Source organism: Pseudomonas benzenivorans (assembly GCF_024397895.1).
In the GTDB taxonomy this organism is placed as follows: domain Bacteria; phylum Pseudomonadota; class Gammaproteobacteria; order Pseudomonadales; family Pseudomonadaceae; genus Aquipseudomonas; species Aquipseudomonas benzenivorans_A.
Genome location: NZ_CP073346.1, coordinates 4719510 through 4732923 on the forward strand (window position 1 = coordinate 4719510; position 13414 = coordinate 4732923).

General features: G+C 63.6%; 15 protein-coding genes. 10 read left to right on the top strand and 5 right to left on the bottom strand.

The annotated features are described in order from the left end of the window. The first annotated feature begins 107 nt into the window (after window positions 1-107). Window positions 108-1250, top strand: coding sequence for a 4-phosphoerythronate dehydrogenase PdxB (gene pdxB / locus KDW96_RS21900; protein ID WP_255838317.1), 1143 nt, complete (start codon window positions 108-110; stop codon window positions 1248-1250). 66 nt (window positions 1251-1316) lie between these two features. Here pdxB and KDW96_RS21905 read toward each other — a convergent pair whose 3' ends face one another. After that, window positions 1317-1496, bottom strand: coding sequence for a PA1571 family protein (locus tag KDW96_RS21905; RefSeq protein ID WP_255838318.1), 180 nt, complete (start codon window positions 1494-1496; stop codon window positions 1317-1319). A gap of 180 nt (window positions 1497-1676) precedes the next feature. On the opposite strand from KDW96_RS21905, the gene KDW96_RS21910 reads away from it, so the two are divergent. The 3 genes from KDW96_RS21910 to KDW96_RS21920 are packed head-to-tail and all read left to right on the top strand — an operon-like array spanning window position 1677 to window position 5093. After that, on the top strand, window positions 1677-2798 hold the full coding sequence (locus KDW96_RS21910; protein WP_255838319.1) for an ATP-NAD kinase family protein: 1122 nt from the start codon (window positions 1677-1679) through the stop codon (window positions 2796-2798). Between the two features lie 39 nt (window positions 2799-2837). After that, window positions 2838-3272, top strand: a complete 435-nt coding sequence (locus KDW96_RS21915; protein ID WP_255838320.1) for a thiol-disulfide oxidoreductase DCC family protein — start codon at window positions 2838-2840, stop codon at window positions 3270-3272. Between the two features lie 42 nt (window positions 3273-3314). Next, window positions 3315-5093, top strand: a complete 1779-nt coding sequence (locus KDW96_RS21920) for an ABC transporter transmembrane domain-containing protein (protein WP_255838321.1) — start codon at window positions 3315-3317, stop codon at window positions 5091-5093. Window positions 5094-5131: 38 nt separating this feature from the next. Here KDW96_RS21920 and rhtA read toward each other — a convergent pair whose 3' ends face one another. The 3 genes from rhtA to KDW96_RS21935 form a co-directional block, all read right to left on the bottom strand. Continuing rightward, window positions 5132-6022 (bottom strand): threonine/homoserine exporter RhtA, encoded by an 891-nt coding sequence (gene rhtA / locus KDW96_RS21925; RefSeq protein ID WP_255840593.1) that lies wholly within the window; start codon window positions 6020-6022, stop codon window positions 5132-5134. Between the two features lie 71 nt (window positions 6023-6093). After that, window positions 6094-6375, bottom strand: a complete 282-nt coding sequence (ppnP, locus tag KDW96_RS21930) for a pyrimidine/purine nucleoside phosphorylase (protein ID WP_255838322.1) — start codon at window positions 6373-6375, stop codon at window positions 6094-6096. A gap of 81 nt (window positions 6376-6456) precedes the next feature. Further along, complete coding sequence (locus tag KDW96_RS21935; RefSeq protein WP_255838323.1) at window positions 6457-6999, bottom strand: 3'-5' exonuclease; 543 nt, start codon at window positions 6997-6999, stop codon at window positions 6457-6459. Between the two features lie 92 nt (window positions 7000-7091). Between KDW96_RS21935 and KDW96_RS21940 the strand changes: the two genes are divergently transcribed. Continuing rightward, window positions 7092-7970, top strand: a complete 879-nt coding sequence (locus KDW96_RS21940) for an NAD(P)-dependent oxidoreductase (protein WP_255838324.1) — start codon at window positions 7092-7094, stop codon at window positions 7968-7970. Between the two features lie 171 nt (window positions 7971-8141). Then, on the top strand, window positions 8142-8402 hold the full coding sequence (locus KDW96_RS21945; protein ID WP_255838325.1) for a YkgJ family cysteine cluster protein: 261 nt from the start codon (window positions 8142-8144) through the stop codon (window positions 8400-8402). Window positions 8403-8498: 96 nt separating this feature from the next. On the opposite strand, the gene gltA is transcribed toward KDW96_RS21945, so the two are convergent. Beyond that, entirely contained in the window at window positions 8499-9773 is a 1275-nt protein-coding gene (gltA, locus tag KDW96_RS21950; protein WP_255838326.1) for a citrate synthase, read from the bottom strand. A 362-nt stretch (window positions 9774-10135) separates the two neighbouring features. On the opposite strand from gltA, the gene sdhC reads away from it, so the two are divergent. Genes sdhC through KDW96_RS21970 form a run of 4 tightly spaced genes read left to right on the top strand, consistent with a single transcriptional unit; the run spans window position 10136 to window position 13367 of the window. Continuing rightward, the gene (gene sdhC / locus KDW96_RS21955; RefSeq protein WP_213638103.1) at window positions 10136-10510 is read left to right on the top strand and encodes a succinate dehydrogenase, cytochrome b556 subunit; all 375 of its coding nucleotides are present in this window, start codon (window positions 10136-10138) and stop codon (window positions 10508-10510) included. Beyond that, on the top strand, window positions 10504-10872 hold the full coding sequence (gene sdhD / locus KDW96_RS21960; protein WP_255838327.1) for a succinate dehydrogenase, hydrophobic membrane anchor protein: 369 nt from the start codon (window positions 10504-10506) through the stop codon (window positions 10870-10872). The genes sdhC and sdhD overlap by 7 nt, the downstream gene beginning before the upstream one ends. A 3-nt stretch (window positions 10873-10875) precedes the next feature. Continuing rightward, complete coding sequence (sdhA, locus tag KDW96_RS21965; RefSeq protein ID WP_255838328.1) at window positions 10876-12648, top strand: succinate dehydrogenase flavoprotein subunit; 1773 nt, start codon at window positions 10876-10878, stop codon at window positions 12646-12648. Between the two features lie 11 nt (window positions 12649-12659). Then, entirely contained in the window at window positions 12660-13367 is a 708-nt protein-coding gene (locus KDW96_RS21970) for a succinate dehydrogenase iron-sulfur subunit (RefSeq protein WP_255838329.1), read from the top strand. The last annotated feature ends 47 nt before the right edge of the window (window positions 13368-13414 follow it).

Below are 13414 nucleotides of genomic sequence, written 5' to 3' on the forward strand. Positions count from 1 at the left end.
CGCTTGGGTCAGGAAACGCAGTGGCCAACTGTTTCTGCGGTACAGTCGCGGGCGACGCTGGCGGCGCCGCTGCCTTAGAATGAGCGCCTGAACTGTGGAGCCCTGCCATGCGAATTGTCGCGGACGAAAACATCCCTCTACTCGATGAGTTCTTCGCCGATTTCGGCGAGATTCGTCGCTATCCCGGCCGCGCCATCGATCGCGCGACCCTGGCCGATGCCGAGTTGCTGCTGGTGCGTTCGGTGACCCGGGTCGATCGGGCGCTGGTGGAGGGCAGTGCCCTGCGCTTTGTCGGCACCTGCACCATCGGCACCGATCACCTCGAGCTGGATGCCTTGCAGCAGGCCGGCATCGGCTGGGCCAGCGCGCCGGGCTGCAACGCCCGCGGGGTGGTCGACTACGTGCTTGGCAGCTTGCTGGCGCTGGCCGAGCGACAGGGCGTGGACCTGGCCGGGCGTACCTACGGGGTGGTCGGTGCGGGTCAGGTCGGCGCGCGCCTGGTCGAGGCGCTGCGGGGACTGGGCTGGCGTGTACTGGTGTGCGATCCGCCGAGGCAGGCCGCCGAAGGTGGCGACTTCGTCGACCTGGACCAGCTGATCGAGGTGTGCGACGTCATCAGCCTGCATACGCCACTGGCGCGCGAGGGTGAGCATCCGACCCACCATCTGTTCGATGCCGCGCGCTTGGCGCGGCTCAAGACCGGTTGCTGGTTGATCAATGCCAGCCGTGGCGCGGTGGTGGCCAACGCCGCCCTGCGCGAGCTGCTTGCGCGGCGTGGCGACCTGCAGGTGGTGCTGGATGTCTGGGAAGGGGAGCCGCAGGTGGATGTCGAGCTGGCCGCGCTATGCCAGATCGCCACCCCGCACATTGCCGGTTATAGCCTGGATGGCAAGCTGCGGGGGACGGCGCAGATCTACCAGGCCGCCTGCCGCCAGCTGGGGCGCGAGCCGGTGCAGACCCTGGATGAGCTGATGCCTGTGCCCTGGCTGGCACAGATGAGCCTGGATGCCGGGGCCGATCCGGCCTGGGCGCTGACGGCGCTGTGCCGCGCGGTGTACGACCCGCGTCGCGACGATGCCGATTTTCGTCGCACGCTGGGCGGTGACGAGGCGAGCCGCCGGGGGGGCTTCGACGCGTTGCGCAAACATTATCCGGTACGCCGCGAAATCGAAGGCCTGCGGGTCGCAGTGCAGGGTGAGTCAGCGCAGCTGGTGCAGTTGGTCAAGGCCCTGGGCGCGACGCTGTGCTAGCGCCTGGCTTTGCCCAGGCAATAAAAAGCCCAGGCTGGGCCTGGGCTTTGCAATCAGGGGCTGTGGTCATTCGGCCTGACTGTCGGGTACCACGAATTCCTTGTCCAGTTCTTCGCAGGCCTGCTGGATCATGCCTTCGGTGATCGGTACTTCGTGGCCTTCGGCGTCAATGATGGCACCACCGACCGGCTGTTGCGGTTCGACCGGCTTGATCGGGTGCTCGGAGCTCTGCTTGGGCGAGTTCATGACGTGTCTCCTCATCGGTGGGTGCGTGCAGTCTAATCGCTCAAAATGAATGGGCGGTGACAGGCTCAGACGACGTTAAACCGTCGCGAGTTACAATCAGCCAGGGAACAGGCACCCGCTGTGCCAGAAAAACACGAACAGTTTACCCCGCCGCCAGCGCGAGGGTCCAACGAGGTAGTTATGTCGCGGTTTCACCTGGGATTGATCATCAACCCGCTGGCCGGCCTGGGCGGTCCTGCCGGGCTCAAGGGCAGCGACGGCGTCGCCGCGCAGGCCCTGGCCCTGGGTAGCGCGCCCAAGGCAGCGCAGCGCACGCGCACGGCGCTGGAGGGCTTGCTGCCGGTGCGCGAACGGCTGGAGTTCCTCACGTTTCCGGGCAGCATGGGCGCCGAGCTGCTGGCCGATATGGGCTTTGCCCATCGTGTGCTCGAAGAGGCGGGCGCCGGCCCGACCAGCGCGGCCGACACGCGCCGGGCGGTGGAGCGATTGCAGGACGCCGGCGTCGCCTTGATCCTGTTCGCCGGCGGCGACGGCACGGCCCGCGACGTCTGTGCGGCGGTGCGAGAGGATCAGCCGGTGTTGGGCATACCGGCCGGGGTGAAGATCCATTCCGGGGTGTATGCCATCAGCCCGCGGGCGGCTGGCGAGCTGACCCGGCGTCTGGTCGAGGGCGGACTGGTGCGCCTGGCCAGCGGCGAGGTGCGTGACCTCGATGAGACCGCGCTGCGCGAGGGGCGGGTGGCGGCGCGCTGGTACGGCGAACTCTGCGTGCCCGAGGAGGGCGGCTTCGTGCAGCAGGTCAAGCAGGCCGGCGTCGAGTCCGAGGAGCTGGTGCTGAGCGACCTGGCCGCCTGGCTGGAGGACAGCTGGGAGCCTGGGGTGCGCTACGTCTTTGGCCCGGGTTCGACCCTGCATGGTTTGGCGCAGAATCTGGGGCTGCAAACCACCTTGCTCGGCGTCGACGTGATCGAGGACGGCCAGGTGATCGCCGAGGATGTCAACGAGCTGCAGCTGCACGGACTGGTGGCCGATCATCCGGCGCGGCTGCTGGTGACCGCCATCGGCGGCCAGGGCCATATCCTCGGCCGCGGCAATCAGCAGATCAGCCCGAGGGTGGTGCGGGCCATCGGTCTCGATCATCTGCGGGTGGTGGCGACCAAACGCAAGCTTGCAACCCTGCAAGGCCGTCCGCTGCTGGTCGATACCGGCGATGTCCAGCTGGACGACGCCTTCCCGGACGCGGTGCGGGTCTGGGCGGGGTACAAGGAAGAGTTGCTGTATCCGCTCAGCACCGGGGTTTAAGCTGAACCGACAGAAAGACCGACACGCCGGAGGGCATCGATGAGTTCAGGCGGATTCCCCCCCATCGTCCAAGGGGGCGAGCGGGTCGTGTTGTTCGACGGTCTGTGCAAGCTCTGTAATGGCTGGGCCAGGTTTTTGATCCGTCATGACCGCCGGCGGCTGTTTCGCCTGGCCTCGGCGCAGTCGGCTCAGGGGCAGGCGATGCTTGCCTGGTTCGATCTGCCGCTGGAGCGCTTCGATACCCTGGCCTATATCGAAGGCCGTCAGCTGTATGTGCGTTCCGACGCGGTGCTGCGCATCCTCGGCCAGCTTGATTGGCCCTGGCGGGCCTTGGGTCTGCTGCGCATCTGTCCGCGGCGACTACGTGACTGGCTGTACGACCGTGTCGCTCAGAACCGCTACACGCTCTTTGGTCGCTATGACCGCTGCACGGTGCCGGATGCCGATCATACCGGGCGGTTTCTGCATGACTGAGTACGCCGCGCTGTCGTGCCCGGCGTCGCGGCGCACGCATTCATGATGAGGCTCCTGTCCTCCCGACAACGAGACGCCATGCGCATGGCCTGGCGTTTCGTCGAGCCTTACCGCTGGCGCGTGGCCGGCGCCTTGCTGGCGTTGCTGTTCACCGCCGCCATTACCCTGTCCATGGGCCAAGGCATCCGCCTGCTGGTGGATCAGGGCCTGGCGACTCAGTCACCCCTGGCGTTGGGGCGTTCGATCGGCTTGTTCTTCGTGCTGGTGATAGCCCTGGCGATCGGCACCTTCGTCCGTTTCTATCTGGTGTCCTGGATAGGCGAGCGCTTCGTCGCCGATATTCGCAAGCGCGTGTTCAACCACCTGATCGGCCTGCATCCCGGCTTCTACGAAAGCAACCGCAGCTCGGAGATCCAGTCGCGCCTGACCGCCGACACCACGCTGCTGCAGTCGGTGATTGGGTCTTCGCTGTCGATGGCGCTGCGTAACGTCATCATGCTGGTGGGTGGGGTGGCGCTGTTGATCGTCACCAATCCCAAGCTGAGCGGTATCGTCTTGCTGGCGCTGCCGTTGGTGGTGGCGCCCATCCTGATATTCGGCCGGCGGGTGCGCCAGCTGTCGCGTCTGAGTCAGGACCGGGTGGCGGATGTGGGTAGCTATGTCGGCGAGGTGCTGGGGCAGATCAAGACCGTGCAGGCGTACAACCACCAGGCCGAGGACCGCCGGCGTTTCGCCCTGTCGGTGGAGGCCGCCTTCGACACCGCGCGCCAGCGCATCGCCCAGCGCGCCTGGCTGGTGACCCTGGTGATCGTGCTGGTCCTGGGGGCGGTCGGGGTGATGCTCTGGGTCGGCGGCATGGATGTGATCGCCGGGCGTATCTCCGGCGGCGAGTTGGCCGCCTTCGTGTTCTACAGCCTGATCGTCGGCTCGGCCTTCGGCACCCTCAGCGAAGTGATCGGTGAGCTGCAGCGCGCCGCCGGGGCTGCAGAGCGCATCGCCGAGCTGCTTCAGGCGCGCAACGAGATCACCAAGCCCGCCGCCGACGCCGTGCCCCTGCGCCAGCCGGTCCAGGGGCGAATCGAACTGCAGGGGCTGCGCTTCGCCTATCCGTCGCGGCCGGACAGTTATGCCGTCGACGGGATCAGCCTGGCGGTCGCACCCGGCGAGACCCTGGCCCTGGTGGGCCCCTCGGGTGCTGGCAAGTCGACTCTGTTTGATCTGCTGCTGCGTTTTTTCGACCCACAGGAGGGCCGCATTCTGATCGACGGCCAGGCCATCGAGCGGCTCGACCCGCAGCAGTTGCGGCGCTGCTTTGCCCTGGTGTCGCAGAGCCCTGCGCTGTTCTTCGGCACCATCGAGGACAACATCCGCTACGGCAAGACCGGCGCCGACCACGCCGAAGTGGAGGCGGCGGCGCGGGTCGCCCACGCCCATGATTTCATCATGAAACTGCCGAATGGCTACCAGACTCACCTCGGCGATGCGGGATTGGGGTTGTCCGGCGGCCAGCGGCAGCGCCTGGCCATTGCCAGGGCCTTGCTGGTCGACGCGCCGATCCTGTTGCTGGACGAGGCTACCAGTGCGCTCGACGCCGAGAGCGAGCATCTGGTCCAGCAAGCCTTGCCGCGCCTGATGGCGGGGCGCACCACCCTGGTGATCGCCCACCGCTTGGCGACGGTCACAAGCGCCGATCGCATCGCGGTGGTCGACCAGGGCAAGCTTGTGGCTGTCGGCCGCCATGCAGAGCTGGTGGCGAGCAATCCCCTGTACGCGCGACTCGCGGCCTTGCAGTTCAATGAGGGCAATGCCGAGTCGGCCTGAAGCGGCCCGCCTGGCTCTCGGCTTGTCGGCCTGGCGCCCTAGGAAGCCGGGTTTTCGGTGGGGTTGCCGTGCGGCTTGATCGTCGCCGAGGCGCCGGCCGACGCGAGGATGATGGCGCCGACGGCCAGCCACTGCGTCGTGGTCAGCTGCTCGTTGAGGATCAACAGGGCGGAAAGCGCGGCAATGGCCGGCTCCATGCTCATCAGGGTGCTGAAGGTGCGCACGGGCAGTCGCGTCAGTGCAATCATCTCCAGGCTATAGGGCAGGGCGGATGACATCAGCGCCACGGCCACTGCCAGCGGCAGCAGCTGCAACGAAAACAGGCTGCTGCCGGCATGCCACACCCCTACCGGCAATATCAGCAAGGCGGCGATCAAGGTGCCAAGCACCACTGTGTATGAGCCATGCTCAGCGCCGGCTTTCTTGCCGAAGACGATGTACAGGGCCCAGCACAGCCCAGCAGCCAATGCCAAGGCCATTCCCACAGGGTCCAGCGGCGACTCGCTTTGATGGCTGGGCATGAGCAGCCAGAGGCCGAATATCGCCAGGGCAACCCAGATAAAATCGAGCAGGCGTCGCGATGACAACAGCGCGAGGGCGAGCGGCCCGGTGAATTCAAGTGCCACCGCAACGCCCAGGGGAATGCTGTTCAAGGATTTGTAAAACAGCAGGTTCATGCAGCCCAGGGTGAGCCCATAGGCCAGCAGTGACCGGCACGAGCGCAAGGTCAGGCGTGCCCGCCAGGGGCGCATGAACAGGCAGAGGATCAGTGCAGCAAAGCCGAGGCGTAGAGCAGTCGTGCCTTCGGCGCCGACCAGGGGAAACAGGCCCTTGGCCAGGGAAGCACCGCTCTGCAGGGAAGTCATCGCCACCAGGAGCAGTGCGATGGGCAGTAGGACCGAGGTGGCCCTGAAAGAACGGAACGTCATGAGCATCCTGCCGAAAATACAAGGCAATAAAAAACCGGCCACCTGGGCCGGTTTCTATCGGGCCGCAGAGCTTAGCGATATTCGCAGAGGTAGGCCGTCTCAATAGCGACCTGCAACTGGAACTTGCTGTTCGCCGGTACGGTGAACTGGCTGCCGGCGGCAAAGGTTTCCCAGTTGTCGCCACCCGGCAGTTTGACCGTCAGGGCGCCGCTGATCACGTGCATGACTTCGAGTTGGTTGGTGCCGAATTCGTACTCCCCTGGCGCCATCACGCCGATCGAAGCTGGCCCTTCGGCCATTTCGAAGGCGATGGATTTGACGGTGCCGTCGAAGTATTCGTTGACCTTGAACATCTGCAATTCCTCGCAAAGGGGCGGAAAAAAGGCCGCCAGTATGCCCAAGCCATTGCAGGCCGTCATCCGCTTTGCGCCGGGTTATAGGGGCAGGATCAGCGGCAGCAGACGTGCGGTGTTGCGTGCATCGTTGAGGGCCCGATGCTGCTGGCCGCTGAACTGGAGGCCCGCCAGCTGCAGAGCGCGGTTGAGGCCCACCGGGCGGGGTAGCTGGCGGGCTTCGGCGAAGCGGCGCTTGAGGTTGAGGTGGGGGATCAGGCTCAGGTAGCTGGTCAGTTCTTGGCACTGCCAGTCTTGCTCCAGTTGCCGTCGGTCGTAGTCACCCCAACTGGCCCAGCCGGTCAGGCGTGGTTGATGGCCAGACAGCCAGCGCTCGAACTGCGGCCAAACATTGCTCAGCGGCGAAGCTGCATCGATTTTTGTTTGATCGATATGGGTCAGGCCGCGGCAGAAAGCGGTGAGGTGAGGGCGGCGCAGCGGTCGCACGAAGCGCTGGAAATGATCCACTTCATGGCCGCCGCTGCTGACCAGGCTGGCGCCGATCTCGATGATCTCCATGTCCTCCAGTGGCCAGCCACCTTCTTCGGTGGTGGCTTCCAGGTCGATAACCAGCCAGTGTCCCATAGGCCCTCCTTTGCGCTAGCGCCAGTATGCAGGGCTTTCCTGGCCTGGCAAGCCCCGTGATAGGCTTGCCGCTCCTGTTTTTGGAGGTGTTTATGGCGAAGGTTGCCTTTATCGGTTTGGGCGTAATGGGATACCCGATGGCAGGGCATCTGGCACGAGCCGGGCATCAGCTGTGCGTCTACAACCGCACCGCGGCGAAGGCCGCGCAATGGTTGGGCGAATACGCCGGCAGCAGTGCGCCGACCCCCCGCGAAGCGGCCCGGGGCGCAGATTTCGTAATGGTGTGTGTGGGCAATGACGACGATCTGCGCGGCGTGGTGTTGGGGGGCGATGGCGCCTTCGCGGGCATGGCGCCCGGGGCCATTCTGGTCGACCACACTACGGCGTCGGCGAATGTGGCCCGCGAACTGGCCGCCGAGGCTGCCGAGCGCCAACTGGGTTTCCTCGATGCGCCGGTATCCGGCGGCCAGGCCGGAGCACAGAACGGCGTACTGACCGTGATGGTCGGCGGTGAAGCCCAGGACTATGCGCGGGCCGAGCCGGTGCTTCAGGCCTACGCGCGAATGGTGCGGCTGATGGGCGCGGCCGGTAGCGGCCAACTGACCAAGATGGTCAACCAGATCTGTATCGGCGGCCTGGTGCAGGGGTTGTCCGAAGCCCTGCATTTCGCTCAGTGTGCGGGCCTCGACGCCGAGGGCGCGATGGAGGTGATCAGCAAGGGGGCGGCGCAGTCCTGGCAGCTGGAAAATCGCCACAAGACCATGCTGGCCGGTGAGTTCGACTTTGGTTTCGCCGTGGACTGGATGCGCAAGGATCTGTCGATCCTGCTTGAGGAGGCGCGGCGTAATGGTGCGCAGCTGCCTGTCACCGCCCTGGTCGATCAGTTCTATGCAGATGTGCAGGCGATGGGGGGCAATCGTTGGGATACCTCCAGCCTGATTGCCCGACTGAAGTCGTCTAAACAGCCCTGAGTGGGCGGCCGCTCGCCGTTAACAGGACCGAGGCGCACCTTGTGGCGAGCGACGCCGCTGCCGACTGTCGGCCGAGCTGGCGCCTCAGTGAGGAGGTGCCAGTTCGGTCGGCTATCGGATAAAATCGCCGAACTGTCCGTATCCTCTTAATTCACCGAGGTTTCTGTCGTCATGAATTGCCGTCCTGGCTGTGGCGCCTGTTGCATTGCCCCTTCGATCAGTTCTCCAATCCCTGGCATGCCGAAAGGCAAAGCGGCCGGCGAGCGCTGCGTGCAGCTGTCGGTCGACAATTATTGCGGTTTGTTTGGCAAGCCTGAGCGGCCGGCCGTGTGCTCGGCCTTTCAGGCCGACATCGAAGTGTGCGGGGCGACTCGCGAGGAGGCCATTCAGCTGCTTGGCTGGCTGGAGCAAAGCACCGCCTGGGCCAGTTGATCAGCTTGCGGTGAGTGATGGGTCTGCGAATGGAGGCGCAGAAACGCAAAAAAGGCTGCCTGAGGCAGCCTTTTTCGTTCAGCGCACCGAGCTCGCTTAGCGCGGCAGGTCGCGCTGCGGGTGACCGGTGTACAGCTGACGCGGACGGCCGATCTTGTAGGGGCTGGAAAGCATTTCCTTCCAGTGCGAAATCCAGCCGACAGTCCGCGCCAGGGCGAAGATCACGGTGAACATGCTGGTCGGAATGCCGATCGCCTTGAGGATGATGCCCGAGTAGAAGTCGACGTTCGGGTACAGGTTGCGCTCCTTGAAGTAGGGATCCTTGCGCGCAATTTCTTCCAGCTTCATCGCCAGCTGCAGCTGTGGATCGTTGTTGATCCCCAGTTCGGCCAGGACTTCGTCGCAGGTCTGCTTCATCACCTTGGCGCGCGGGTCGAAATTCTTGTACACGCGATGGCCGAAGCCCATCAACTTGAACGGGTCGTTCTTGTCCTTGGCCTTGGCGATATAGGTGTCGATGTTGTCGACGCTGCCAATCTCGTCCAGCATGCTCAGCACCGCTTCGTTGGCGCCGCCGTGTGCCGGGCCCCAGAGGGCGGCGATGCCGGCGGCGATGCAGGCGAAGGGGTTGGCGCCGGAGGAGCCGGCCAGGCGCACGGTGGAGGTCGACGCGTTCTGCTCATGGTCGGCATGGAGGATGAAGATCTTGTCCATCGCCTTGGCCAGCACCGGGCTGATCGGTTTGATCTCGCACGGGGTGTTGAACATCATGTGCAGGAAGTTTTCCGCGTAGTTCAGGTCGTTGCGCGGGTACATCATGGGTTGGCCCATGGAGTACTTGTAAACCATCGCGGCCAGGGTCGGCATCTTGGCGATCAGGCGCATCGCGGAAATGTCGCGGTGCTGTGGGTTATTGATGTCCAGGGAGTCGTGATAGAAGGCGGAGAGCGCGCCGACCACGCCGCACATGATGGCCATCGGGTGTGCGTCGCGGCGGAAACCGTTGAAGAAGGTCTTCAGCTGCTCATGAACCATGGTGTGGTTCTTGATGGAGCTGACGAAGGCGGCCTTCTGCTCTGTGTTCGGCAATTCGCCGTTGAGCAGCAGGTAACAGGTTTCCAGGTAATCGGACTGATCGGCCAGCTGTTCGATGGGGTAGCCGCGGTGCAGCAGAACGCCCTTGTCGCCGTCGATATAGGTGATCTTCGACTCGCAAGAGGCGGTGGACATAAAGCCAGGATCAAAAGTGAAACGGCCCGTGGCGGTTAAGCCCCGTACGTCAATTACATCGGGACCAACGGTGCCGGTTAAAACGGGCAGCTCGACGGGGGCAGCGCCCTCGATGATCAACTGCGCTTTTTTGTCAGCCATGGGTGGCCTCCTAGTTATGCTTGAAATCATCTGTCAGCCCCCCACGCAGGGCCCGCACCACTATAGTGAGATAAATCCGAAAGTCAATTTGCCTAAACCCACGGCCCAGAAGGGTTTTCGGGCAGTTTTTGTGGTAAGGATCGGTTGCTCGCTTCCTCTATAAAGGGTGCGTAATCCGCCGTTGGCTCGCGGCCTTCACGTTGTCATTAGTAACCTAACTGTCTATACTCTGCGCCCGACCGCCGGGGGCTTTGCGCCCTGTCTGAAGTGGTCGTCACTCCTTGGGTGATGGGTACCTGACCAGTGCACTTCCCGACAACTTTGCCCTGCTAGTTTGGGGCTCTCAGTGTGATAAAAAAGCCGTGAATAGCCAACGACCTGTAAACCTAGACCTTAGGACTATCAAACTCCCAGTCACCGCTTACACGTCCATTCTTCACCGTATCTCCGGTGTCATCCTCTTCGTCGGAATCGCCGTGCTGCTGTTCGGCCTCGACAAGTCGCTGGCTTCCGAGGAGGGCTTTGCCCAGGTGAAGGAATGCCTGACCAGTCCGCTGGCCAAGTTCGTGATTTGGGGATTGCTGTCCGCTCTGCTGTACCACCTGGTGGCCGGTGTGCGCCACTTGATCATGGACATGGGCATCGGTGAGACGCTGGAAGGCGGCAAGCTGGGCTCGCAAATCGTCATCGCCGTTTCGGTGGTCGTGATCCTGCTGCTGGGGGTGTGGATATGGTAACTAATGTCACCAACTTTGCTCGTTCGGGCCTTGCCGACTGGATGGTTCAACGGGTTTCTGCGGTCGTTCTTGCGGCTTACACGCTGTTTCTGCTTGGCTATGTCGTGCTCAACCCCGGTATGGGTTTCGCCGAATGGCAGGGTCTGTTCTCCAATGATGCTATGCGCATCTTCAGTCTGCTGGCGCTGGTGGCGCTCTGCGCCCATGCGTGGGTTGGTATGTGGACGATTTCCACTGACTACCTGACCCCGATGGCGCTGGGCAAGTCGGCGACTGCCGTGCGTTTTATCTTTCAGGCCGCGTGTGGCATTGCCATCTTCGTGTTTCTCGCCTGGGGCGTGCAGATTCTTTGGGGTATCTGATTCATGACTAGCATTCGTACTCTTTCTTATGACGCCATCATCGTAGGTGGCGGTGGTGCCGGCATGCGCGCCGCGCTGCAGCTGGCGCAGGGCGGTCACAAGACTGCCGTGGTGACCAAGGTATTCCCGACTCGCTCGCACACCGTGTCCGCTCAGGGCGGCATCACCTGCGCCATCGCTTCGGCCGACCCGAACGATGATTGGCGCTGGCACATGTACGACACCGTCAAGGGCTCCGACTACATCGGTGACCAGGATGCCATCGAGTACATGTGTTCCGTCGGCCCGGAAGCGGTGTTCGAGCTCGAGCACATGGGCCTGCCGTTCTCCCGCACCGAACAGGGCCGCATCTATCAGCGTCCGTTCGGTGGTCAGTCCAAGGGGCCGGATAATCCGACCCAGGCTGCGCGTACCTGCGCCGCCGCCGACCGTACCGGTCATGCCCTGTTGCACACTCTGTATCAGGCCAACCTCAAGGCCGGCACTTCGTTCCTCAACGAATGGTACGCGGTCGATCTGGTGAAGAACCAGGATGGCGCCATCGTCGGTGTCATCGCCATCTGCCTGGAGAATGGTGAAACCGTCTACATCCGTTCCAAGGCCGTGGTGCTGGCCACCGGCGGTGCCGGTCGCATTTACGCCTCGACCACCAATGCCTTGATCAACACCGGCGACGGCGTCGGCATGGCCCTGCGTGCCGGTGTGCCGGTGCAGGACATCGAGATGTGGCAGTTCCACCCGACCGGCATCGCCGGAGCCGGCGTGCTGGTGACCGAAGGTTGCCGCGGTGAGGGCGGTTACCTGATCAACAAGCACGGCGAGCGTTTCATGGAACGCTATGCGCCGAACGCCAAGGACCTGGCGGGCCGCGACGTGGTCGCGCGCTCCATGGTCAAGGAAATCATCGCCGGTAACGGCTGTGGTCCGGAAGGCGATCATGTGATGCTCAAGCTCGATCACCTGGGCGAGGAAGTGCTGCACAGCCGCCTGCCGGGTATCTGTGAGCTGTCGAAGACCTTCGCCCACGTCGACCCGGTCGTCGCGCCGGTTCCGGTCGTGCCCACCTGCCACTACATGATGGGCGGCGTCGCCACCAACATCCATGGTCAGGCGATCACCCAGGATGCCAACGGCAACGACAAGATCATCGAAGGCCTGTTCGCTGTCGGCGAAGTGGCCTGTGTGTCGGTGCATGGCGCCAACCGCCTGGGCGGCAACTCTCTGCTCGACCTGGTGGTATTCGGCCGGGCCGCCGGCCTGCATCTGGAGAAAGCGCTGAAGGAGGGTGTCGAAGTTCGTGGCGCCTCCCAGACCGATATCGAGCAGTCGCTGAAGCGTCTGTCCGGGGTCAACGAGCGCACCAGCGGCGAAGACGTGGCGCCGCTGCGTAAAGAACTGCAGAACTGCATGCAGAACTACTTCGGCGTATTCCGCACCGGCGAGTACATGCAGAAGGGCATCCAGCAACTGTCCGACCTGCGTGAGCGCATTGCGAACGTCAAGATCGCAGACAAGAGCCAGGCGTTCAACACTGCGCGTATCGAGGCACTGGAGCTGCAGAACCTTCTTGAAGTGGCCGAGGCGACTGCGGTGGCTGCGGAGACCCGCAAAGAGTCCCGTGGTGCCCATGCCCGCGAAGACTTTGAAGAGCGTGATGACGAAAACTGGCTGTGCCACTCCCTGTATTTCCCGGGTGAGAAGCGCGTGAGCAAGCGTGCCGTCAACTTCGCGCCGAAGACAGTGCCGGCGTTTGAACCCAAGGTTCGGACTTATTAAGGGTGACTGATATGTTGCAAGTCAGTGTTTATCGCTACAACCCGGAGCAGGACGCTGCGCCGTTCATGCAGGACTTCCAGGTCGATACCGGCGGCAAGGACATCATGGTCCTCGACGTGCTGGCGCTGATCAAGGAACAGGACGAGGGCTTCTCCTACCGTCGTTCCTGCCGCGAGGGCGTGTGTGGCTCCGACGGCATGAACATCAACGGCAAGAACGGCCTGGCCTGCATCACGCCGCTTTCGGCGGCCGGCCTCAGGGGTGGCAAGCTGGTCATTCGTCCGTTGCCCGGTCTGCCGGTCATCCGTGACCTGGTCGTCGACATGAGCATCTTCTACAAGCAGTACGAGAAGGTGCAGCCGTTCCTGCAGAACGACACGCCGGCGCCGGCCATCGAGCGCCTGCAGTCGCCGGAAGAGCGCGAGAAGCTGGATGGCCTCTACGAGTGCATCCTGTGTGCCTGCTGCTCGACCAGCTGCCCGTCGTTCTGGTGGAATCCGGACAAGTTCCTCGGCCCTGCCGCGCTGTTGCAAGCCTATCGTTTCCTGGCCGACAGCCGCGACACCAAGACCGAAGAGCGTCTGGCGTCGCTGGACGATCCATTCAGCGTGTTCCGCTGCCGCGGCATCATGAACTGCGTGAACGTTTGCCCCAAGGGTCTCAATCCGACCAAGGCGATCGGTCACGTACGCAACATGCTGCTGCAAAGCGGTACCTGATTCTCGGCTGTTTGCGGTACCCGTTACACCTGCGGCGCTGGCTTCAA

Excerpts from the sequence above, each read along its gene's own strand:
- pdxB (WP_255838317.1), top strand. The coding sequence starts at position 108 with ATGCGAATTGTCGCGGACGAAAACATCCCTCTACTCGATGAGTTCTTC.
- KDW96_RS21905 (WP_255838318.1), bottom strand. The coding sequence starts at position 1,496 with ATGAACTCGCCCAAGCAGAGCTCCGAGCACCCGATCAAGCCGGTCGAA.
- KDW96_RS21910 (WP_255838319.1), top strand. The coding sequence starts at position 1,677 with ATGTCGCGGTTTCACCTGGGATTGATCATCAACCCGCTGGCCGGCCTG.
- KDW96_RS21915 (WP_255838320.1), top strand. The coding sequence starts at position 2,838 with ATGAGTTCAGGCGGATTCCCCCCCATCGTCCAAGGGGGCGAGCGGGTC.
- KDW96_RS21920 (WP_255838321.1), top strand. The coding sequence starts at position 3,315 with ATGATGAGGCTCCTGTCCTCCCGACAACGAGACGCCATGCGCATGGCC.
- rhtA (WP_255840593.1), bottom strand. The coding sequence starts at position 6,022 with ATGACGTTCCGTTCTTTCAGGGCCACCTCGGTCCTACTGCCCATCGCA.
- ppnP (WP_255838322.1), bottom strand. The coding sequence starts at position 6,375 with ATGTTCAAGGTCAACGAATACTTCGACGGCACCGTCAAATCCATCGCC.
- KDW96_RS21935 (WP_255838323.1), bottom strand. The coding sequence starts at position 6,999 with ATGGGACACTGGCTGGTTATCGACCTGGAAGCCACCACCGAAGAAGGT.
- KDW96_RS21940 (WP_255838324.1), top strand. The coding sequence starts at position 7,092 with ATGGCGAAGGTTGCCTTTATCGGTTTGGGCGTAATGGGATACCCGATG.
- KDW96_RS21945 (WP_255838325.1), top strand. The coding sequence starts at position 8,142 with ATGAATTGCCGTCCTGGCTGTGGCGCCTGTTGCATTGCCCCTTCGATC.
- gltA (WP_255838326.1), bottom strand. The coding sequence starts at position 9,773 with ATGGCTGACAAAAAAGCGCAGTTGATCATCGAGGGCGCTGCCCCCGTC.
- sdhD (WP_255838327.1), top strand. The coding sequence starts at position 10,504 with ATGGTAACTAATGTCACCAACTTTGCTCGTTCGGGCCTTGCCGACTGG.
- sdhA (WP_255838328.1), top strand. The coding sequence starts at position 10,876 with ATGACTAGCATTCGTACTCTTTCTTATGACGCCATCATCGTAGGTGGC.
- KDW96_RS21970 (WP_255838329.1), top strand. The coding sequence starts at position 12,660 with ATGTTGCAAGTCAGTGTTTATCGCTACAACCCGGAGCAGGACGCTGCG.